Origin of the sequence: Vibrio neptunius, from assembly GCA_019339365.1 — a bacterium.
In the GTDB taxonomy this organism is placed as follows: domain Bacteria; phylum Pseudomonadota; class Gammaproteobacteria; order Enterobacterales; family Vibrionaceae; genus Vibrio; species Vibrio neptunius.
The window spans coordinates 1,755,370-1,774,282 of record CP079859.1 but is presented as its reverse complement, the minus strand read 5'-3'; the positions used below and the strand labels follow the sequence as shown (position 1 = coordinate 1,774,282).

The 18,913-nt window shown below is 45.1% G+C and carries 19 protein-coding genes and 1 pseudogene; 8 read left to right on the top strand and 12 right to left on the bottom strand.

Annotated elements, in window-relative coordinates:
• Window positions 1-131: 131 nt before the first annotated feature.
• The 3 genes from pspC to pspA all read right to left on the bottom strand — a co-directional run bounded on the left by pspC (window position 132) and on the right by pspA (window position 1,586).
• On the bottom strand, window positions 132-521 hold the full coding sequence (pspC, locus tag KW548_08455; protein ID QXX07937.1) for an envelope stress response membrane protein PspC: 390 nt from the start codon (window positions 519-521) through the stop codon (window positions 132-134).
• A complete protein-coding gene (gene pspB, locus KW548_08450; GenBank protein ID QXX07936.1) occupies window positions 514-747 on the bottom strand; it encodes an envelope stress response membrane protein PspB in 234 nt (77 codons plus the stop codon). The genes pspC and pspB overlap by 8 nt, the downstream gene beginning before the upstream one ends.
• Before the next feature lie 170 nt (window positions 748-917).
• Window positions 918-1,586, bottom strand: coding sequence for a phage shock protein PspA (pspA, locus tag KW548_08445; protein ID QXX07935.1), 669 nt, complete (start codon window positions 1,584-1,586; stop codon window positions 918-920).
• A gap of 215 nt (window positions 1,587-1,801) precedes the next feature.
• Here pspA and pspF point away from each other — a divergent pair, with 215 nt between their 5' ends.
• The 7 genes and pseudogenes from pspF to KW548_08410 all read left to right on the top strand — a co-directional run bounded on the left by pspF (window position 1,802) and on the right by KW548_08410 (window position 8,959).
• A complete protein-coding gene (gene pspF / locus KW548_08440; protein ID QXX07934.1) occupies window positions 1,802-2,800 on the top strand; it encodes a phage shock protein operon transcriptional activator in 999 nt (332 codons plus the stop codon).
• Window positions 2,801-2,910: 110 nt separating this feature from the next.
• Window positions 2,911-4,530 carry a peptide ABC transporter substrate-binding protein SapA gene (gene sapA / locus KW548_08435; protein ID QXX07933.1) on the top strand — a complete coding sequence of 540 codons (1,620 nt, stop codon included), beginning with the start codon at window positions 2,911-2,913 and terminating at the stop codon, window positions 4,528-4,530.
• A complete protein-coding gene (locus KW548_08430; protein QXX07932.1) occupies window positions 4,530-5,492 on the top strand; it encodes an ABC transporter permease subunit in 963 nt (320 codons plus the stop codon). The genes sapA and KW548_08430 overlap by 1 nt, the downstream gene beginning before the upstream one ends.
• Window positions 5,479-6,365: pseudogene (locus tag KW548_08425) on the top strand (ABC transporter permease subunit). Before KW548_08430 ends, KW548_08425 begins: the two are co-directional and overlap by 14 nt.
• Window positions 6,365-7,363, top strand: a complete 999-nt coding sequence (locus tag KW548_08420; protein ID QXX07931.1) for an ATP-binding cassette domain-containing protein — start codon at window positions 6,365-6,367, stop codon at window positions 7,361-7,363. Before KW548_08425 ends, KW548_08420 begins: the two are co-directional and overlap by 1 nt.
• A complete protein-coding gene (locus KW548_08415; GenBank protein QXX07930.1) occupies window positions 7,360-8,145 on the top strand; it encodes an ATP-binding cassette domain-containing protein in 786 nt (261 codons plus the stop codon). The genes KW548_08420 and KW548_08415 overlap by 4 nt, the downstream gene beginning before the upstream one ends.
• Before the next feature lie 28 nt (window positions 8,146-8,173).
• The gene (locus KW548_08410; GenBank protein QXX07929.1) at window positions 8,174-8,959 is read left to right on the top strand and encodes a DUF2927 domain-containing protein; all 786 of its coding nucleotides are present in this window, start codon (window positions 8,174-8,176) and stop codon (window positions 8,957-8,959) included.
• Window positions 8,960-8,969: 10 nt separating this feature from the next.
• Here the strand turns inward: KW548_08410 and KW548_08405 are convergent, their stop codons facing one another.
• A complete protein-coding gene (locus KW548_08405) occupies window positions 8,970-9,359 on the bottom strand; it encodes a DUF2750 domain-containing protein (protein QXX07928.1) in 390 nt (129 codons plus the stop codon).
• 69 nt (window positions 9,360-9,428) lie between these two features.
• Window positions 9,429-10,334 (bottom strand): manganese-dependent inorganic pyrophosphatase, encoded by a 906-nt coding sequence (locus KW548_08400; protein ID QXX07927.1) that lies wholly within the window; start codon window positions 10,332-10,334, stop codon window positions 9,429-9,431.
• Window positions 10,335-10,518: 184 nt separating this feature from the next.
• Between KW548_08400 and KW548_08395 the strand changes: the two genes are divergently transcribed.
• A complete protein-coding gene (locus tag KW548_08395) occupies window positions 10,519-11,733 on the top strand; it encodes a putative manganese transporter (GenBank protein QXX07926.1) in 1,215 nt (404 codons plus the stop codon).
• A gap of 43 nt (window positions 11,734-11,776) precedes the next feature.
• Here KW548_08395 and alr read toward each other — a convergent pair whose 3' ends face one another.
• The 7 genes from alr to hisB all read right to left on the bottom strand — a co-directional run bounded on the left by alr (window position 11,777) and on the right by hisB (window position 18,846).
• The gene (alr, locus tag KW548_08390) at window positions 11,777-13,006 is read right to left on the bottom strand and encodes an alanine racemase (GenBank protein QXX07925.1); all 1,230 of its coding nucleotides are present in this window, start codon (window positions 13,004-13,006) and stop codon (window positions 11,777-11,779) included.
• A 72-nt stretch (window positions 13,007-13,078) separates the two neighbouring features.
• Complete coding sequence (locus KW548_08385) at window positions 13,079-14,710, bottom strand: methyl-accepting chemotaxis protein (protein ID QXX07924.1); 1,632 nt, start codon at window positions 14,708-14,710, stop codon at window positions 13,079-13,081.
• A gap of 284 nt (window positions 14,711-14,994) precedes the next feature.
• Window positions 14,995-15,630: a bifunctional phosphoribosyl-AMP cyclohydrolase/phosphoribosyl-ATP diphosphatase HisIE gene (locus KW548_08380; protein ID QXX07923.1), complete on the bottom strand. Its 636-nt coding sequence runs from the start codon at window positions 15,628-15,630 to the stop codon at window positions 14,995-14,997.
• Window positions 15,627-16,400, bottom strand: coding sequence for an imidazole glycerol phosphate synthase subunit HisF (gene hisF, locus KW548_08375; GenBank protein ID QXX07922.1), 774 nt, complete (start codon window positions 16,398-16,400; stop codon window positions 15,627-15,629). Before hisF ends, KW548_08380 begins: the two co-directional genes overlap by 4 nt.
• On the bottom strand, window positions 16,382-17,119 hold the full coding sequence (hisA, locus tag KW548_08370) for a 1-(5-phosphoribosyl)-5-[(5-phosphoribosylamino)methylideneamino]imidazole-4-carboxamide isomerase (protein ID QXX07921.1): 738 nt from the start codon (window positions 17,117-17,119) through the stop codon (window positions 16,382-16,384). The genes hisF and hisA overlap by 19 nt, the downstream gene beginning before the upstream one ends.
• Window positions 17,120-17,131: 12 nt before the next feature.
• Complete coding sequence (gene hisH, locus KW548_08365) at window positions 17,132-17,746, bottom strand: imidazole glycerol phosphate synthase subunit HisH (protein ID QXX07920.1); 615 nt, start codon at window positions 17,744-17,746, stop codon at window positions 17,132-17,134.
• Between the two features lie 26 nt (window positions 17,747-17,772).
• Window positions 17,773-18,846 carry a bifunctional histidinol-phosphatase/imidazoleglycerol-phosphate dehydratase HisB gene (hisB, locus tag KW548_08360; protein ID QXX07919.1) on the bottom strand — a complete coding sequence of 358 codons (1,074 nt, stop codon included), beginning with the start codon at window positions 18,844-18,846 and terminating at the stop codon, window positions 17,773-17,775.
• Between the last annotated feature and the right edge of the window lie 67 nt (window positions 18,847-18,913).

The window sequence follows — 18,913 nt, the reverse complement described above, 5'->3', positions numbered from 1 at the left end:
TCAAACATCCATTTGTCACTTGTAGATACAAAGATAGATGAATGATTACCCGACTGCCAGATACATACCAGTAAATTATTATGAAAATTAGTAATTTGCTGACAAAAGATAGTCGCACTTCTCACTATGAGCTATAAACTTTTAAACTCTCGGTCGACTTTAAATGTGTCAGATGTTACATACGCTTCTAGATCACGAATGTTGCCTTCGAGCCTATCAAAATCTCTCTCAAGCGTCTCTAGCAAAGCGCCTGGAGTCTGGCCTTGTTGCCATGGCTTACTTTTCAGCTTATGCTCCTGCTCACTCTTCAGAGACTCAACATAATTGGCAGGCTGTTTCTCAATCATAAACGTCATCGCTATATACGCCAGCAGTACCAAGAAGCTACCGCCTAGAAGCGCGGCCGATATGACCAATATTCGAATCAACCAAACTTCAGTACCAAAGTAGTTTGCTAAGCCTGCACAAACTCCAGAAAGCTTACCATTGGTAGTATCATGATACAGTTCTCGTTTATTCATATCTACGTCTCCAATTGGGGGTTTCTTCATCAAGAATGCGCTCTAGCGTGTTCACTCGCTTTTGCATCTGATCGGCTTTTTCTGACAAGGTTTGTAGCCTTTGAAAATCGTCTTCCGATAAACCACCTGCTGTTTTCTTCTTACTGCGATAATGCAGTAGCAGCCACAATGGAGCGACAAAAATCAAGAAGACAATCAATGGTCCAGCAATAAGAAATGACGACATAAGCGACTCCTAAATAGGCAACAGTTTTACGTCAGCAAGCCCTCTGCATAGCGTAAACTGTTATAAAATCAATTAAATAAAACTAAGTACTTCAATACTTTTTAATGAAACGATTCTTTAGGCTAAGTCAGGTGGTGCACCTGACCTATGCCCTCGGATGAAGAAGGATATTACTTCTTTTCGCTCATCTGTTTTTTCAGGTTTTCGAGCTCTTTCTCAATCTCATCTTGAGCTTGAAGTTCAGCAAACTCTTGGTCTAAAGATTTCGAATTGCCTGACTTAGCGTACACATCAGCTTCAGCTTCTAACTCATCAATCTTGCGAGAGTATTGCTCAAATTTCGCCATTGCTTCAGACGTACGCGCAGTGTGCAAGTGCTTTTGCACATCACGTCTATTCGATGCTGCCTGAGAACGAATAGTGAGAGCCTGCTGCTTAGCTCGAGTTTCGGTGATTTTGCTCTCAAGTTTACTAATTTCACCAGTGAGTTTTGCAATCGTTTCTTCTACTAACGTTTGTTCAGTATGCAGACCTTTTAGTACATCTTGCAGCTTTTGCTTTTCAATTAGCGCTGCCCTTGCTAAGTCTTCACGCTGCTTAGTCAGAGCCAAAGTTGCCTTCTCTTGCCATTCACTGATTTGTTCTTCAAGGGCTTCAACTTTACGTGACAACTCTTTTTTATCCGCAATAGCTTTAGCGGAGTTTGTTCTTACCTCAACCAAGGTATCTTCCATTTCCTGAATGATAAGGCGAATCATTTTTTCAGGATCTTCAGCTTTATCCAATAGGGCGCTGATGTTTGAATTTACGATGTCGGCAAAACGAGAAAAAATACCCATAACTTAGCTCCTTATGCTGTAATCAATCACTACTGTCGCGATTTGATTGCATCTGATGTTCATAGTAGGTTTCACTTACTCATGAACTAACCAAGATACGTGCCAACATATAATTTTATATAAAACAATACATTAAGAAAAATGTCATTGTAATTTTATCTAATCTATGATGAATTTAACTAACAATAGGTAAATTTCACCATCGGAGTGGTTTCATGCAACAAAATCTCATTGGCGAGTCACCCGCTTTCCTTTCGGTCCTAGATAAGGTATCCAAACTGGCCGCCATAGAAAGACCCATTCTGATCATCGGTGAGCGAGGAACGGGTAAAGAATTAATTGCACAGCGCCTACATTATCTTTCGAAACGGTGGGATCAATCACTTATCTCTCTCAACTGCTCGACTTTAAGTGAAGGCTTGATTGATTCAGAACTGTTCGGCCATGAACAAGGCGCATTTACTGGTTCTAAGGGGCGTCACAAAGGGCGCTTTGAGCGTGCTGAAAACGGTACGCTATTCCTCGATGAACTCGCCACCGCTCCGTTGTTGGTCCAAGAGAAACTACTGAGAGTCATTGAGTACGGACAGTACGAACGTGTCGGTGGACACCAACTGCTTAATGCCAACGTGCGTTTGATATGCGCAACCAATGCAGACCTTCCCGAGATGGCTGAAAAGGGAGAATTCAGAGCAGACTTGCTCGATAGACTCGCATTCGACGTCATCCATTTACCACCGCTTCGTCAACGCAAAGAAGACATCTTGCTGTTAGCAGAGTACTACGCCATAAAAATGTGTCGAGAGTTAAGCTTTGAGTACTTCGTTGGTTTTTCTCCTAATGCTGAGCAGTCACTACTTGATTACCAGTGGCCGGGAAATGTCCGTGAACTTAAGAACGTCATAGAAAGAGCCGTCTATCAGCATGGGCAACAAGACGTACCAATTGATAACTTGATATTCGATCCTTTTGCATCCCAGTGGCAAACGAAACCCAACCGCACTGAGATAGGATCAGGCGCAACGACAGAACAAGCGACTTATCACTTTCCGATCGACTACAAAGTTTGGCAGGAAAGCCAAGATATCGAACTGTTAAAAGCGGCACTTGAAGAGAGTAAGTATAACCAACGGAAAGCTGCCGATATGCTGGGTCTGAGCTATCATCAGCTAAGGGGGATGATTAGAAAGTATAACCTCTCCAATCTCTCCTAACCACATGGCGTATTATTTTGAAAACCACAAACTAATAATGGTAAATTACTGAGATCTTAAGGCATAATGGAAAGTTATATTATGCTTTGTCTCCGGCAATTGTTCTTTCTATGAAAGCAATCATTCAACTGACATTGAGTATCTTCGGTATCACGCTACTTTCTGGCTGTGGTGAAGAGCTTGATCACAATAAAATTCGTCAAAGTGGTTTCGTCTACTGTGGTCAAGGTGGGCCAACTAGCTTCAATCCGCAGTTAGTGGACAGTGGTATTACGTCTGAAACACTAAGTCCTCAAATTTTCGACACCTTATTAACGCTAGATTCGAGTAATTTCAAACCCATCGCCAATCTTGCCACGAGTTGGTCAGTTAACAAAGCGGGGACGGAGTATACGTTTAACCTGCGTGAGGACGTCAGTTTTCAAACGACCGCATGGTTTACCCCCAGTAGAACCATGAATGCAGACGATGTGGTGTTCAGTTTCCGTCGCATCATCGACAGCGCTCATCCCTATCATTACGTAGGTAGCGGTCTATACCCTTGGTTCAGTGGTATTGACTTTCAAGACCTATTGATTGATGTTCAAGCTGTTTCAAAACATCAGGTTCGTTTTACTCTAAGCCGTCCGGATAATACCTTTTTGTCAAACATTGCCACAAGCCACGCTGTCGTCCATTCAGCGGAGTATGCAAGTCAGCTTGAGTTAAGAGATGATAAAGCCATGCTAGACAGTCACCCTGTTGGAACCGGCCCATTCTATCTAGATGATTATCAGGTCAACGACCTAGTCAGACTTAAACGCCACAACGGTTACTGGAAAGGCAGACCCAAGATGGCTCAGGTGGTATTCGATATTTCCCACCGCGGGACAGGTACTTTAGCTAAACTGCTTCGCAATGAGTGTGATGTATTGAACTCACCTCTGTCCAGCCAGATCCCTATTATTGAAAAGCAGAGCGATATTGAGCTGACGGCTAAACCCGCAATGAACATCTCGTTTATAGCGGTAAACACAACCCATCCCGCGCTCAATGATCCTAGGGTAAGAAAAGCACTCAACTACGCGATTAACCGCCAGAATATTCTGGAGTCTGTCTATTACGGAACCGGTAGTCAGGCATATTCTGTTTTACCACCAAGCTCATGGGCTTACCTCAAAGACAGTGTGCAAATTCGCTATGATCGAAATTACGCCATAGCTCTGATTAAAGATGCGGGATTCGACAAAGGACTTGAGCTAACAATGTCAGTACCTCTTGAGCCAAGGGCATATAACCCGAGTCCTCGTAAAACAGCAGAGCTTATTCAAGCTAACTTGGCAGATATTGGCATTACACTCAACCTGCTAACAGACGACCGCTATGACCGCACTGACATAGCAAGCAATACCAATATTGACCTATATCTTACCGGATGGATTGCCAACACAGGTGACCCAGATAACTTCCTTCGACCGTTGCTTTCGTGTGATTCAAAACGGGTCGGTTTGAATGTGTCAAGTTGGTGTAACTCCGACTTTGATTTCCTGCTCGATCTCGCGTTAGAAGTCGATAAGCCTCGTTACCGTCTCAACTTATACAAACAAGCGCAAAACATTCTCAACGAAGAGTTTCCTGTGATACCACTGAGTCATGGCATGCAGTTCCAAGCGCATGATGCTTCATTGAAGGGCTTCAAGGTAAGCCCATTTAACGCACAGCCTTTTGATGCAGTAGAGAGGGCTAAATAATGTTTCTTTATACCTTTCGACGCATCAACCTTTTTATTATTACTTTACTGATACTGACCATGGTGGGCTTTAGTCTTCTTCGCCTTGATCCTAACTCTCATTGGTCTCTTCAAAGCTTTTGGCCTGGTTGGTTAACTTACATTGGCGAGCTCATGCATCTTAACTTTGGGGTGACAAAAAATGGCGTTCCAATTGCCGATGAACTCGCTTTGGTCTTTCCTGCAACACTTGAGTTGTGCTTGATTGCATTTACGCTTTCTCTCCTCATTGGTATTCCAATAGGAACGCTGGCGGGGATGAAACAAGGAAAATGGATTGATACAGCGATTTCCTTTACGTCTATGTCCGGTTATTCTGCGCCTATATTCTGGGTGGCACTGCTAATGATCATGGCATTTTCACTTCATTTTGAGATGTTGCCAGTCGCAGGACGTTATGATCTGCTCTATGAAATCGATCACGTCACTGGCTTTGCCATCGTAGATGCTTTCTTTACGCGTGGTGAATATCGCGCCCATGCCCTACAAAGTGTTCTCGAACACTTGATATTACCCTGTCTGGTGTTAGCCCTTGCCCCCACAACTCAAGTCATTGGCTTAATGCGAGCTTCGGTCGCTGAGGTCATGGGGCAAAACTACATTCGAGCCGCTCGCATTAAAGGTCTTTCAACACATGAGATTGTTACTCAACACGTATTGAGGAACGCGATACCACCTATTATTCCCAAGATAGGTGTTCAGCTTTCAAGTATGCTGACGCTGGCCATTATCACTGAATCGATCTTTAATTGGCCTGGTATTGGGCGCTGGCTTCTAGATGCGTTGTCCAATCAAGATTACGTTTCGATCCAGGCAGGCGTTATTGTGGTCGCGACTTTGGTTTTGACCGCTAATATTCTTTCAGATTTGATCGGTGCAATGGTCAATCCGTTAGTAAGGAAAGAGTGGTATGTTAACCGATAACGTATATCAGGAAGAACAGATCCCGACTCAATTTGAGCGTTTTTGGCGCAGTTATCGTGCCAATGGACTGGCCATGTTCGGATTGTGGTGCCTTGTCTTAATAACACTGGTCACTATCACTTCTCCTTGGTTGACACCGCATGACCCTCATGCACAAGCCGGTGAGTTATTAGTCCCGCCTTCTTGGGATCCAGCAGGCACAGTCGAGTACTTCCTCGGTACCGATGATTTAGGTCGAGATATTCTCTCCCGTCTCATTGAAGGTTCACAATTAACCTTCGGTGCTGCGGTTATCATCACACTCATTGCAACAGTTGTAGGTTGTCTGATGGGTATTTTAGCGGGAATGACAAAGGGCTAGTATCGAGTACGCTTAACCATCTACTCGACACGGTTATGTCTATCCCCTCTTTACTACTGGCCATTATTTTTGTCGCATTTCTAGGCTTCGGTGAGTTTAACATCCTACTTGCAATATGCCTTGCATTGATTCCAAGGTTCGTCCGCTCGATTTACATAGCGGTCCACACTGAAGTGGAAAAAGACTACATCATGGCGGCACGTCTCGATGGCGCAAATGACTTTTATCTACTCTGGAATTCCATCTTACCGAATATTTTAGTGGTGATTGCTTCCGAGGTAACTCTCGCTCTTTCCATTGCTATTTTGGACATTACTGCGCTGGGTTTCCTAGGTTTAGGCGCACAAGCTCCAAGCACCGAATGGGGAGCCATTCTCGGAGATTCGGTAGAACTAATCTATTTAGCACCTTGGACGGTGACTCTTCCCGGTCTTGCCATTATGTTTATTGTGATCGTCATAAACTTGGTGGGTGAAGGGGTTCGTCAAGCTCTCAATGCGGGGATTGAATAATGCCATTACTAGATATACGCCACCTGACGATTGAAATTGAGACACCTCAAGGGCTGATGAAGGCGGTAGATCGAATGAGCCTGACCATGAATGAGGGTGAAATTCGTGGTTTAGTAGGCGAGTCCGGGTCAGGTAAAAGCTTAGTTGCCAAAGCCATTGTTGGTGTCTGTAAAGAAAACTGGAAAGTGACCGCCGACCGGATGCGTCTTGGCAATGTTGACTTACTCCAGTTAACACCGAAAGAGCGACGCAGGGTCATAGCGCGCGATATCGCAATGATTTTTCAAGAGCCTTCCACTTGTCTCGACCCTTCGGATGAGGTCGGAAAACAGCTGATTGAGTCGATTCCAGCTCATTCTTTTAGCGGCAAATGGTGGAAACGTTTTCAGTGGCGAAAAAAACAAGCGGTCGCTCTGCTACATAAAGTTGGAATCAAAAATCACGAACAAATCATGTCGAGTTACCCATATGAGTTAACCGATGGGGAATGTCAAAAGATCATGATTGCCATGGCTATTGCGGCCAAGCCTAAGCTCCTGATCGCTGATGAACCGACCAATGACCTCGACCCAATCACACAATCTCAGATTCTGAGGCTGCTTAGTCGTATGAATCAGATCAACAACACCTCGATATTGTTAATTGGTCATGATCTTACCACCATCACTCAGTGGGCAACGAGAATTACCGTTATGTATTGTGGACAGTCGGTCGAATCGGCGGATACGAAAAAGATTCTTGAGAAATCTAAGCATCCTTATACAGTGGCTTTACTCAAAGCGATGCCTGACTTTGGTGAGTGGATTCCTCATAAAGAAAAACTTCAGTCTCTACCCGGAAGTATTCCACCATTACAACATTTGCCTATCGGTTGCCGCCTCGGCCCACGTTGCCCGTATGCACAAAGGCAATGTGTTGAAATGCCAATGACAAAACAGGTTAAAAATCACAAGTTCGCCTGTCACTTCCCGCTCAATATGGAGAAGAAAAAAGTATGAGTGCGCTGCTAGAAGTCAATGGTCTAGGCAAAGAGTTCGTGACTCGATCCGGTCTGTTGCGAAAAAAAGTCCATCAAGCAGTTAAGCCCGTCAGCTTTACACTTGAAGCTGGCCAAACTCTTGGTTTCATTGGTCAGAATGGCTCTGGGAAATCGACACTAGCACGGATGTTGGCAGGTGTAGTAGAACCCACAGCCGGTGAAATTCGTGTCAATGGAGAGCGTTTAGAACACAAAGATTATTCAACTCGCTGCAAGTTGATTCGGATGATATTTCAGGACCCCAATACCTCTCTCAATCCACGCATTCAAATTGGGCGAATTCTTGAAGGTCCTTTAAAACGTAACACCAATATGACGCCTGATGCACGTATGAAACGGGTCAAAGATGTCTTGCTTCGGGTTGGACTACTTCCAGAACATGCGTATTTTTACCCTCAAATGCTAGCCGCAGGTCAAAAACAGCGTATATGTCTGGCACGAGCTTTGATTCTTCAACCTTCGATTATTGTTGCAGATGAAGCACTCAATGGTCTTGATATGGCCATGCGTTCCCAGATTATTAATCTATTCTTAGAACTACAGGAAGAGATGGGCGTATCGTTTATCTACGTATCGCAGCATCTCGGGGTCGTTAAACACATCACAGATAAAGTGATGGTTATGCATAATGGTGAGGTGGTCGAGGCCGGAGAAACTCAGCAGGTTTTGAGCTGTCCAGACCACATCATCACTCAACGTATGGTGGAAAGCCACTTCAACAAAGCGACCTGCTTTAAGTAATCGGTTTTAAGATTGACAGGAGTCCCACATGCTACGGATAGCGATTGGATTCATATTTGGTTTACTGCTACTCAGCCCTGCATTGGCGTACACCACGACCAAAACGTGGTTAGATCCCAGCTTTATCAACCAGGCATTTTTGGACGTCGCCCTAAAGAACGAATATTCAGCAGGCAATAAACCTTTGGTCAAGTGGAAGCAACCGATCAAAGTTTGGGTTGAACACAAGGTCGCTGACCAAGATCTTCATGATGAACTCACCAATGCTCAACTGAGAGACCTCTCATCGATAACTCGCCACCCAATAGAACGCGTCGCCAGTAGAGAACAGGCCAATATTGTCTGGATCTATACCCGTGAGTCAGATTGGCGAAAAGACATCGAAAGAGAAATCGGTCCAAGTGCGCTGAAAAACATTCATGGCGCACTTTGCAAGGCGGGATATCGAATAAACCAAACCACGAGTGAGATTGATTCTGCAGTCGTCATTATCCCCGTCGACCAAGCAAGAGAACATGGAAAGCTATTGGCTTGTATCGTAGAAGAAATCACCCAGGTGATGGGCTTGCCCAATGATGCAGACTCAGCCTACCCCTCAATTTTCAATGATGAAACGCCCGAGGATCTTCTTTCTCCTTTGGACATCATTCTATTGAAAATGCTCTATGACCCAACGTTAGAACCAGGAATGGAGCGAGCTCAAGTGAAAAAGCTCGCTAAGAAGATTTTAGACCAGTATCAACGTCAAGGGTTACTCAGCGAAGCCGTCGCCATCTCGAAGTCTGGCGAGTTGTTCCAGCTTGCTGGATATTAATCAGGGTAAATTAACGCTTATTTTCCTGCTTTTTTAGTTCAAACTCGAACTCATCCGGGTAGAGCACCAAACCTTCTTCATTTTGGTTTGGAAATACCACGATGGATAGTTCATCGTCTTCAAGACCGTACGTCCAGCGGCTAAACCATTTTGCAGTTGAAATCGACTCTGCCTTACAGTGTTCCCAATCGCCTGTTGCCCATTGATTGGCAAACTCTTCGTGAGGCCAAACAGGCACACAATCTTCATCTTCAGTGTTGAGCATGACACAGCCGTGTTCATCAGTAAGAATCCATACTTTTCTATGCTTCGCGATTTCTTTGACTGTGTACTTCAGGCGCTCATCTTCACGCATTTTAAGCACTGATTCAACCTGCTGCGGTGAAAGTGGTTCTGACATTTTCTTACTCCTCAAATAAAACGCCCACGGAAGTCCGTGGGCGTCGAATTTTGTTATTGCACTGACGATTTAAGCCAGTTCAGTCTGAAGCCAAGGCCAACCTTGCTTCTTACGGCTTAGCGTGTTTTCCATCATCAGCATGCCATCTTTTTCATGCTGAGTCAGTTTCTCAGCCCACTCACCTTTGTATAGTAGACGAGTTTGAGCTGTAGTGATGTCAGTGAGCATGACTGCAGCAAAGGCTAGGTTTTCTTCAGCACAGCGGCGTTCTAGATCAGACTCCAGCGCGTCAATCATGCCGTCGACTTGCTCTAAAGTCGCAAGTTCAACCTGACCGACAACTACATCACGACCGTTAAATGGGTAACCTTTCAGATCTTTTTCTACAAGCTCAGCCGCAGAAAGACCTTCGATGTTTGTTTTTGCGATAAGAAGATCTTTAATGAAAGCGTCAACATCACATACATCGGCAATTCTCGCTAGCTCTTCAACAGCATCTTTATCTTTCTGTGTACAAGTTGGAGAAGCAAAGCCGACGGTGTCAGACAGGATAGCCGACATCATTAGCTTAGCGATTTGTGGTGAGATCTCATGACCTTCGATTTTAAACATGTTGAAAAGTACTGTATTCGTACAACCAACAGGCCAAATCCACGCTTCCATTGGGTTGACAGTCATAACATCACCTAGGCGGTGATGGTCAACAATACCTAAGATTTCTGCTTCAGCCACGTCATCCGGTGCTTGTGCTAGATCTGAGTAGTCAACCAACCAAATTTTCTCACCGGCAACAGAGGTACGAAGTTCAGGAACTTCAGCACTTGCGACTTCAAGAATATGCTGTGTTTCACGGTTGATTTCGCCTTGGCGAATTGGCATTGCTTCAACGCCACGCGCTTTCAGCAGTTCAGTGGCTACCAATGCACTACAGATACTATCACTATCAGGGTTCTTGTGACCTACAACTAGAATCATCTTATTTCCTACTACGACTTAAATAGGCCCGTATTGGGCAATTACTCACAAAGGCCGATACTTTACCTGAATTTTGAAATTTGTCATGAGTTAGCAAAAAGAAAAGTGCAAATCACAACTTTTAGTTGCAAATAATCGTGACTACCATATATTGAGAATTATTCGTATTTGCATTTAAAGCCCAATGGACTCGATAAGACTTTCTCATTCATTGCCAGATTGGCTGTCTTTTTCCCAGTTTCGGCCTGCCTATAAGCGCCTTCTTCTGCCTGTAACTCTACTGGCACTGGTATTGAACGAAACCACACGTGAAGTGACTGTTTCCACTCTGTCTGACGCGTTCTGGGCAGTGTCTGCATACGTCGCTTTTACTCTGGTCATCTATCACTACGTTTCCCTGTGGATGAACAAGGAGAGCAAGCTGATTAACCTATACCAGAGCTCACGTAGCTATCAGGTTTTTTTTGCTGCTTTGCTGGGCGCTCTACCCGGATGTGGCGGCGCCATTATCGTCACCACTCAGTTTGTCAGCGGGCGAGTTGGGTTTGGCGCGATAGTGGCAGTATTGGCTTCGACTATGGGCGACGCCGCTTTCCTTCTGCTTGCCAGTAAACCGGACATCGGACTAGGTGTCGTCGGAATGGGTATTGTCGTAGGCAGCGTTTCTGGTTGGGTTGTTAACGCTGTCCACAAAGATGATTTTTTGCGTCCGACAGTAAAATCGGCGATCGCGGAAAAGTTCAACTGTCGTTGCAGTGACAATGAGCAGTCCCATTTCGAGAAGAAAGCCATCAACCTGCAAGGGGCCTTCTGGAAGTGGTTCATCATTCCTGCGACTGTGGTAGCGGTATTGGGTTCATTTCAAGTCGATATCAATCAACTGCTTTCTTTACCTACTATGAGCATTGAGTGGCTTGGGGCTGGGCTGATCATTTTGAGTATGCTGCTTTGGTCGCTGACAAAAGAAATTAAGGACTACCAGTCAACCGTATCAGAAGATAAGAAAACCGTTTCTTCACATCCTTTACAGAAAGCAGCTCAGGATACCAACTTCGTTACAGCGTGGGTTATTTTAGCCTTTATGGCGTTTGAGTTGATCGCTTTCTTTGGCCACATCGATTTAGCCACCACGTTTTCTGGTTGGGGAGTATGGATGCCACTGATGGGCTTAGCAGTTGGGATGCTGCCTGGATGTGGACCGCAAATTCTGGTGACCAGTTTATATATCTCTGGAGCAGTACCACTGTCTGCTCAATTAGCCAACGCGATTTCAAATGATGGTGATGCCCTATTCCCTGCCATTGCTCTGGCGCCGAAAGCCGCTCTCGTCGCCAGCATTTATACTGCCATACCAGCACTACTTGTAGGATACAGCTACTATTATCTTTTTGAAGTTTAATCAGTAGAAAGGCAAAGCTGACTTTGCCTTTCATATTGGCATTTTAGTGAATATAAAATCTTGGGTTGCTATTCCCCCAAATCGTATAAAGCTCAGGGAATATAAGCTCCGCATGATTTTCCATCTCACTAATTGAGATAGACTGCTTGTCTTGTGAGCCAAACAGTGTGACTTCATCTCCGGGGAGAACCCCTTTAATATCGGACATATCAACCATCATGGTATTCATCGAGGTTACTCCGATGACTTTAGCCCGCTGACCATTGATCAGTACCTCCGACTTGTTGCCCATTTTTCGTGGATAACCATCTGAGTAACCTACCGGAATATTCGCCAACACACTGTCTTTTTTTGTCACAAATGTGCTCTCGTAGCCAACTGTACTGCCTTTCGGCAACGCATGCAGCGAAGCCACACGTGTCTTAAATGATACAATTGACGGATATTCAGGGTTTGTTGGCAGATCGCCATACAACACGCCCCCAGGGCGAACCATATCTAGCTGAGCTTCAGGTACATTCAGTGCCGTATATGAATTCGCCACATGGAGCAGAACATCCTTACGCTTTACATCACTGTTTTTTATCAGCCAAGACACGTGTTGCTCAAAAGTAACCAGCTTTGCGCGAATATCATCTGCATCATAACTCGGGAAGTGAGTCATGATACCTACGATTGATACCCCCTTTTGTTTAGTAATGCGTACAGCCGCTGTTTCACCACTTTTATTGCTCATGTCTAAGCCATTACGGCCCATACCACCATCATTGAGGGCAAGATGAACTTTGATATCACGGCCTTGCTTCAACGCCAACTCAGAGAGCGCTTTTGCTTGCTCTTCACTACCAATCATTTCTTCAATATCTAAATGCAAACCGCTCTCTACTTCAGACAGGCTGGCTGCACGAACTCGCATCAGTTGACCCGTAAATCCGCTATTTCGTACGGTTTCTGCTTCAATGTTACTGGCAATGGCAACACAAGGAATGTTTTGTGCCAGTATAGCTGGCATAAGGCCTTCAATGCCGTTACCGTATGCATCGGCTTTCATTACAGCACAAAACCGAGTTTTCTCGCTTAGGTGTGATTTGAATTGATCAATATTTTTATTGAACTGCGCGACGTTTACCTCCAACCATGCATTGGTTTTGGCCAACTGGCTTTCATTTGAGACAGGATGAGTTAACGAACTGGGCGCTGCTAGCGTATTGACTGACGGGGTCAACACAGCCGTCGCCACAGCCATAGACAACAAAGATTTTTTTATTAGCATAGGTCCTCAAATGCACAAATTGAGACAATGATTGAATGAGCCCTGATAATTCAGGGCTTTAGTGAATTGGCATTAATTCAGATTGAAACGAGTCATGACTTTTTGAAGGGAGTGTGAAAGCTGCGTAAGCTCACGACATGCTTGAGAAGTTTGCTCAGCACCCTGGGCAACCTCTTCTGATGACATGTGAATACTTTCAATATTTCGATTTAGCTCTTCAGCAACGGAATCTTGTTGATGACAGGCTGTCGCAATTTGAGTGCTCATATCAGAGATATCTGAGATGGTGGACTCTATTTCTGTCATGATCACTTCAGAATGAGTGCCTTGTTCGACGCATTTAGATATCGACAAAATCGAATCATTGGTGGTCGACTTGGCTTCTTTGGTTAGTGATTGTAATTGCTGAATGATCTCGGCGATTTCACTGGTTGACTCTTGAGTTCTTCCTGCAAGTGTTCTCACCTCTGAGGCCACAACTGCAAAACCGCGTCCATGTTCACCCGCTCTCGCTGCCTCAATGGCCGCGTTGAGTGCAAGAAGATTGGTTTGTTCCGCAATATCACGAATTACATCAACGATCATCGTGATTTGATTCGATTGCTCTTCAAGCTCAGTCACTTTCTTGCCAGCTTCTTGCATAATGTCTGAAACGTTTTCAATCTCAGCCACCATGGTTTTGATGTTTTCAACACCCTGTCTAGAACGAAGATTAGCGGAATTAGCGCGCTCAGCAGAATCGTCAGTATTGCGTGCGACATCCGCAACTGCCGCTTTCATTTCTGTCATTGCAGTCGCAACTTGGGTCACTTGTAACTGCTGAGAAGTCATACCCGATGCAGATGTCTCCGAGACTTGTGTCATTTCTTCTGCCGCGCTGCCAAGTTGCGTTACCGCTGCAATCACACTGTGAATAACATCACGCAGATCGTCCTGCATTTTACTGGTTGCATCGGCAAGTGTACCCAGCTCATCATGACCAATGGCTTTGCGGTCAATAGAATGAGAAAGATCACCTTTCGCGATTGCGTTCGCTTGTTTCACGACTAAGTTCAATGGACCACAAATCAAACGAGTCAATACAATCGTCACTGCGATCATAATACAAAGGATCATCAGGTTGCTGATAATACTGGACACATTGAGGTCATTAACTGACTTAAGTATGTGAGTTTTATTGCTATCCATCGCTTGCTTTAAGATCTTAACAAGCTTGGAAAGTTCATTGTCTAAACTTTGAAACTCTGGCAGAGAGTTGGCCAAGATTGGATGAGCGGCCGCTTTATCATTCGCTAACATAGCTTGGTTGTAGCGATCCATGATCTTCAGGTAATCACGCCACTCACGCATTAGCTTGTTAAAAGTCTGTTCTTCTTCACCAGGCCAAAGTGTTTTACTGTAAGCGTCAAGCTTGCGCGCAATCTGTTCCCTTTCTTGAATATTACTGGCAATTTTCTCAGCCACTTTGTCACTATTCTCAAAGGTATAGGCAACAAACTGAGACCTGCGCCAACGAGATATATCATCACGAATGGCATCGACTCGCTCCATCGCTGGAAGAGTATCATCAGTGTAGTTAAGCAACTCTGATTTGATGTTTTTGAGCTCGACCGATAAGTAGATACCAAAGACGATGTTAATCAAAGCAATGATAGAAAAAGTGAATGATATCTTTTTCGGAATTGATAAATTCTTAATAAACATGGGTGATACACCTAAAATAATGCTGTTTTGGCAACCAAAATCACATCCATTAACCTTACAAAAATCACATTTTCCATTGCAAAATCCGGCAAAATGTATCACAAGAGAGAATCAATTAATATAAAAATCAATACATCGGATGAGTTGTCGATAGGCAGCAGAAATACAAATGAGCAAAATATCGTGGCATGTCTTTACGGCAGGGAGCACAAAAAAGCCGTGACGACTTGTCACGGCTTCTTTGATTTGCAAAAGATAAAATGCGGTTTGCAGTAGAAAAATAGTTAGCGATGACGTTCCTTGAGCTTATTGATCACATCATTTATTGATAACCCTTGGTCTTGCAACAAGACCAACAAGTGATAAACCAAGTCGGCTGATTCACACACTAGCTCCGCCTTATCACCCGACGTCGCCGCAAGCGCGACTTCAACACCTTCTTCGCCCACTTTTTGCGAAATACGCTTGGTGCCACGGGAATAAAGGTTGGCAGTATAAGAGGAATCAGGGTCGGCACTCTTGCGGGCAGCCAGTAACTGTTCAAGTTGATGAAGCCATACCATTTGCGACTCCTCTTGTGGGTCGACACCCCAGCAAGTGGTGTTGCCCAAGTGACACGTAGGGCCAATGGGATTCACTTTCACCAGTAGCGTATCGTTATCGCAATCTAATTGCATGTTCACCAATTGCAATACGTTGCCTGAGGTTTCACCTTTGGTCCAAAGACGCTGTTTGGTACGAGAGAAAAACGTCACTTGACCCGTTTCACCCGTTTTTGCCAACGCATCTTGGTTCATGTAACCCATCATCAGCACTTGGCTTGATTGGAAATCTTGTACGATGGCAGGTACTAGGCCATCCACCTTGTCCCAGTTGATGCGCTCAGCTAAAGAACTTACTTCGGCGGTGTTTACACTCATAGTCGCACCTCAATACCTTGTTGTTTCAAATACTGCTTTAGTTCACCAATATTGATGACTTGTTTGTGAAACACCGATGCGGCAAGCGCCCCATCGACATTTGCTTTTTGGTAAGCTTCTGCAAAGTGCTCCATCGCCCCTGCCCCGCCAGATGCAATCAGCGGCACGTTACACACTTCACGCACCATGTTCAGTTGTTCGATGTCGTAACCGTTACGCACGCCGTCTTGGTTCATCATGTTCAATACGATTTCACCAGCACCACGCTTTTGCACTTCTTGCACCCAATCACGCATTTCCCATTGGGTCGCTTTGGTTCGTTCTTCATCGCCAGTAAACTGGTACACCTGATACTTGCCAGTCTCTTGGTCGTAGTATGAGTCGATGCCAACCACGATACATTGAACGCCAAATTTATCCGCAAGGTCAGTGATTAACTGTGGGTTTGCCAATGCTGGTGAGTTGATAGACACCTTGTCTGCACCGAACTCAAGAATACGCGCTGCGTCTTCGGCTGACTTAATGCCACCAGCGACACAGAAAGGAATATCGATCACTTCTGCTACACGCGCAACCCAGCTTTTATCAACCACACGGCCATCGCTTGAAGCGGTAATGTCGTAAAACACTAGCTCGTCTGCACCTTCTTCTGCATAACGCTGAGCCAGAGGAACGATGTCGCCAATGATTTCGTGGTTGCGGAACTGAACGCCCTTCACCACTTGTCCATCACGTACATCAAGACATGGAATTATTCGCTTAGCCAACATGCAAATGCCTCCTCTGCTGTGAACTTGCCATCAAGTAGTGCGCGACCAACGATCACTCCAGCGACACCAGAACCTTTCAGCGCTTCTATATCCGCTAATGAGCCAATGCCACCTGATGATTGGAATTGCACTTGTGGGTATTGTTTGCATAGGTCTACATATAGCTCAACGTTTGAGCCTTCTAGCGTACCGTCACGAGAAATATCAGTACAAAGCACATGCTGTAAGCCAACGGTTAGGTAATCATTAATCAGAGCTTCGATAGTCACGCCTGAGTCTTCTTGCCAACCAGAGATCGCTACCTTACGAGTACCGTCTTGAGCGATGTTGATATCTAGCGCGAGAACAATTTTTTCCGCGCCGTATTTTTCCATCCAACCTTTTACTAGTTCAGGTTGCTTTACCGCTGTCGAGCCAACAACAACGCGCTGAGCGCCTGCTTCGAGTAGATCGACAACGTCTTGTTCTGTACGTACACCACCACCGATTTGGATATTCGCTGGAGTGCTCGCAAGTAGCTTGGCAATCAAATCAAGTTGGCGCGCTGTCGTGTCTTTCGCGCCCGTTAGATCGACTAAATGCAACCAATTAGCACCGGCTTGGTGATACAAGTTGAACTGTTCTGCTGGGTCCACTTTGTACTCGGTTACTTGGCCGTAATCACCTTGATAAAGGCGAACCACCTGTCCTTCAATTAAATCAAGAGCTGGAATAATCACACTAAATCCCTTTTATAATTCTAAGAAGTTTTGAATAAGCTTTGCGCCCGCTTTTGAAGAACGCTCAGGGTGGAATTGCACACCGTAGTAGTTACCGCTTTGCACTGCAGCCGTGAATGGGTTTTCGTATTCACATTCTGCAATCGTGTACTCGCCAACAGGCATGGCAAAACTATGTACGAAATAGAAGTACTCGCCTTCTTCAATCCCTTTGAATAGTGGGTTGCCCGTTTTAGCTGAGACAGTGTTCCACCCCATGTGGGGCAGTGGTAAGTCACCGGTTTGAAGCAGCTTCACTTCACCATCACAAAGTCCAAGGCACTCAACTAGCTCTTCCGCTTTCTGCCCTTTTTCTTGAGATACTTTGCCTAACAGTTGCATTCCTAAGCAGATACCTAACAGCGGCTTTTCTACCTGTTTGACCAAGCTAATTAGATCTCGCTCTTCGAGGTTCTTCATCGCTTCACTTGCTGTCCCTACACCCGGTAGGAATAGCTTGTCAGCCGATAATACAACTTGTGGCTCTTTTGAAATTGTTACGTCATAGCCTAGGCGTTCAATGGCAAACTTCACCGAAGAAACGTTGGCACAACCAGTATCGATGATAACAACTTTCTGTTCTGTCACTGTTTTTCTCCTTACTAGCGCTAACCTTAAAGCACGCCTTTACTACTTGGCAGCTCAGTACCTTCTACTTTGATTGCTTGACGCAGAGTACGACCAAACGCTTTAAATAGACTCTCAATGATATGGTGATCATTGTCGCCAGCAGAAGAAAGGTGCAGCGTACACGCTAGAGTGTCAGTCAAAGAACGGAAGAAGTGAATCACCATCTCGGTTGAAAGGTCACCCACTTGCTCACGGCTGAACTTCGCGTCGAACTTAAGGTAAGGACGCCCCGACAAGTCTAGAGCACATTGTGCCAAACACTCATCCATTGGCAGGCTAAAGCCAAATCGGCCAATACCACGCTTATCACCTAGCGCTTCTTTCAGCGCTTGGCCCAACGCAAGTGCGGTGTCTTCCACAGAGTGATGATCATCAATGTGTAGGTCGCCCTCCACTTTACACACCATCTTAAATCCACCGTGTGTTGCGATTTGATCAAGCATATGGTCAAAGAAGCCTAAGCCAGTAGAAATATCATTACCGCCTTGGTCATCAAGATTTACCGCGACTTTAATGTCCGTTTCTTTCGTCGTGCGGACCACTTCAGCAACGCGGGCTTTCACCGTCAGATCTTTCAGAATCTGCTTCCAGCCCATGGTTTCTGGGTTGTACTGAATGCCGCGAATCGCCATGTTTTCTGCAAGTTGAAGATCGGTTTGACGATCGCCAATCACAACAGAGTTTTGGAAGTCCACTTTGCCACCTTGAAGGTACTCTTTCACCATGCCTAATTTAGGCTTGCGGCATGAGCAGTTATCTTCTTCAAAGTGAGGGCAAATCAGTACGTCATCGAACGTCACACCTTGAGATTCGAAGATTTCCATCATCATATCGTGCGGTGCATCAAAGTCTGCTTGTGGGTAGCTCTCGGTACCCAAACCATCTTGGTTGGTGACCATCACTAGGCGGTATCCTGCGTCCTGCAACGACAGCAGGCTTGGGATAACAAATGGCTCTAGCTTTAGCTTATCTAGGCGGTCTACTTGAAAATCAACCGGCGGCTCAACAATTAAGGTGCCATCACGGTCAATAAAAAGGATTTTTTGTTGTTTGCTCACTCGAACTTCCTTATTGCTAATCTTTGGCGCCCCCGCTTGTCAGCGAAGGCAATTAATTTTGTCTCTA

Coding starts and splice junctions, on each gene's coding strand:
- pspA (QXX07935.1), bottom strand. CDS start 1,586: ATGGGTATTTTTTCTCGTTTTGCCGACATCGTAAATTCAAACATCAGC.
- KW548_08430 (QXX07932.1), top strand. CDS start 4,530: ATGTTTCTTTATACCTTTCGACGCATCAACCTTTTTATTATTACTTTA.
- sapA (QXX07933.1), top strand. CDS start 2,911: ATGAAAGCAATCATTCAACTGACATTGAGTATCTTCGGTATCACGCTA.
- KW548_08400 (QXX07927.1), bottom strand. CDS start 10,334: ATGATTCTAGTTGTAGGTCACAAGAACCCTGATAGTGATAGTATCTGT.
- pspC (QXX07937.1), bottom strand. CDS start 521: ATGAATAAACGAGAACTGTATCATGATACTACCAATGGTAAGCTTTCT.
- alr (QXX07925.1), bottom strand. CDS start 13,006: ATGCTAATAAAAAAATCTTTGTTGTCTATGGCTGTGGCGACGGCTGTG.
- KW548_08395 (QXX07926.1), top strand. CDS start 10,519: ATGGACTCGATAAGACTTTCTCATTCATTGCCAGATTGGCTGTCTTTT.
- KW548_08405 (QXX07928.1), bottom strand. CDS start 9,359: ATGTCAGAACCACTTTCACCGCAGCAGGTTGAATCAGTGCTTAAAATG.
- KW548_08420 (QXX07931.1), top strand. CDS start 6,365: ATGCCATTACTAGATATACGCCACCTGACGATTGAAATTGAGACACCT.
- KW548_08385 (QXX07924.1), bottom strand. CDS start 14,710: ATGTTTATTAAGAATTTATCAATTCCGAAAAAGATATCATTCACTTTT.
- pspB (QXX07936.1), bottom strand. CDS start 747: ATGTCGTCATTTCTTATTGCTGGACCATTGATTGTCTTCTTGATTTTT.
- KW548_08415 (QXX07930.1), top strand. CDS start 7,360: ATGAGTGCGCTGCTAGAAGTCAATGGTCTAGGCAAAGAGTTCGTGACT.
- KW548_08410 (QXX07929.1), top strand. CDS start 8,174: ATGCTACGGATAGCGATTGGATTCATATTTGGTTTACTGCTACTCAGC.
- hisF (QXX07922.1), bottom strand. CDS start 16,400: ATGTTGGCTAAGCGAATAATTCCATGTCTTGATGTACGTGATGGACAA.
- KW548_08380 (QXX07923.1), bottom strand. CDS start 15,630: ATGAGTGTAAACACCGCCGAAGTAAGTTCTTTAGCTGAGCGCATCAAC.
- pspF (QXX07934.1), top strand. CDS start 1,802: ATGCAACAAAATCTCATTGGCGAGTCACCCGCTTTCCTTTCGGTCCTA.